The 1,871-nt window shown below is 59.8% G+C and carries 1 protein-coding gene; it reads right to left on the bottom strand.

What is annotated here, in order from left to right; genetic code table 11:
- Nucleotides 1-1,871, bottom strand: a 1,871-nt coding sequence (locus tag ACESMD_RS13690; RefSeq protein WP_372614070.1) for a helicase-related protein, incomplete at both ends; no start/stop codon positions are given.

Below are 1,871 nucleotides of genomic sequence, written 5' to 3' on the forward strand. Positions count from 1 at the left end.
AGCCGGCGCAGCTGCTCGCGACGGTAGGCAACGTCGTTGGACTGAGCGTTGAGCACGTTGTCATCCCCGGTGGCGGTGACGTCAGCGATCACCATGCGGTTCTCGACGCGCTCCTTGAGGTTGATGTACTCGTCCAGGCTGATGTCCGGCCAGTAGTTCACCAGCTGGATGCTGGCGTTGGGTGAGCCAATGCGATCGATGCGCCCGAAACGCTGGATGATGCGCACCGGATTCCAGTGGATGTCGTAGTTGATCACGTAGTCGCAATCCTGCAGGTTCTGCCCTTCCGAGATGCAGTCTGTTCCGATCAGGATGTCCAGCTCGCGTGGCTCGTTAGGGTACACCACGGCCTTGCTCTTGGCCTGTGGCGCGAACAGCGTCAGCAGCCCCTGGAAATCATAGTGCTGGCGACTGTTGGGTATGGCCCCGAGGGTTGACTTCGGTGCGTCGCTGCCGGTCACCAAACCGGTGTGCACGCCTTGGCTCTCCAACAGTGCTGCTGCCAGGTTGTCGTAGAGGTACTTGGCGGTGTCCGCGAAGGCAGTAAAGATCAGCACCTTGCGATTGCCCGGGTTGATCGGTGAGGCCAGCTTGCTAGCGATCTGTGTCTTGAGATGCTGCAGCTTAGCGTCATCGGCCGGCGTGACCTTGGCCATTTCCTCCAACAGCAGCTCGATCCACACCAGGTCGGTGCTCAGATCGTGCTCCCAAGACGGCAGATCCATGTCCTCCAGGCTGATCTGGACCTTCTTCCCCACCGTGGTGTCACCCGGCATGGGGATGCTGTCGTCGTCAGGGTCAGCGTCTTCGAAGGCTGCAGCGATATCCGCAAAGCCTTCCGAACGGCCGGTACGCTTGAAGGCCTCGATCTTCTCCAGAATGGTCGTATGACTGTTCCTGAGGCCTTCCAGAGTCAGGCGAAATGAGGCTACCGAGCTCTCCAGCCGCTTGAGCAGGTTGGTCGTCATCAGGGCCTGCAGGCTCTTCTCCCGGTCTACCTGTTTGAAACGCCCTCCCCCACTGGACACCTCGGTGTCGTACATCTCCTCGTACTTCCTGAGGCGGCTGGGCAGGATGTAGCTGATCGGGGCGTAGACGGAGAGCTTGAGCTGCGAAAGCTGCTGGAAGATCTCGTTGAAGCCGATCACATCCGTTCGGTGGGTGAGCGGGCAGTGGAAGGAGAGCGGCTTGCGTCGCTCCGGGAAGCTGCCGATATCCGTGGTGTCGTAGAAGGTTTCGATATGCCGGCGTGAGCGCGCGATGGTGACGCTGTCCAGCAGTTCGAAGAAATCGAAATCCAGGGTCTGCAGGATGGCCCCGGTCGTGCGCTTCTCGGGAGGGAGCGCCGACCATTCGTTGAACACCGCCTGGGCACGCCGGAAGATACCTTCGATGTCCTTGGCGCCGCTGAGGTGGCGAGTGAGGTTCTCTGCTTCGCCTTCATAAGCCAAGGCCAGCTGGTTCTTCAGATCGGTGAACCGGTTATTGACCGGTGTGGCGGAGAGCATCAGCACCTTGGTCTTCACCCCGGCGCGGATGACCTGATTCATCAGCTTCTGGTAGCGGGTCTCGCGATCCTTGTAGACGTCGTTATTGCGGAAGTTGTGCGATTCGTCGATCACCACCAGGTCATAGTTGCCCCAGTTCACGCGATCCAAGGGCATGCCGAAAGACTCACCGCGCGTGCGCTGAAGGTCGGTATGGCACAGCACATCGAAGTTCAGCCGATCCTGGGCCAACACGTTGGTGGTCAGGTTGCGGTTATAGGTCAGCCAGTTATCGGCGAGCTTCTTGGGGCACAGCACTAGCACGGATCGGTTGCGCAGCTCGTAGTACTTGATGACGGCCAGAGCGGTGAACGTCTTCCCGAG

Source organism: Halomonas sp. (genome assembly GCF_041689495.1).
Taxonomy (GTDB): Bacteria; Pseudomonadota; Gammaproteobacteria; order Pseudomonadales; family Halomonadaceae; genus Halomonas.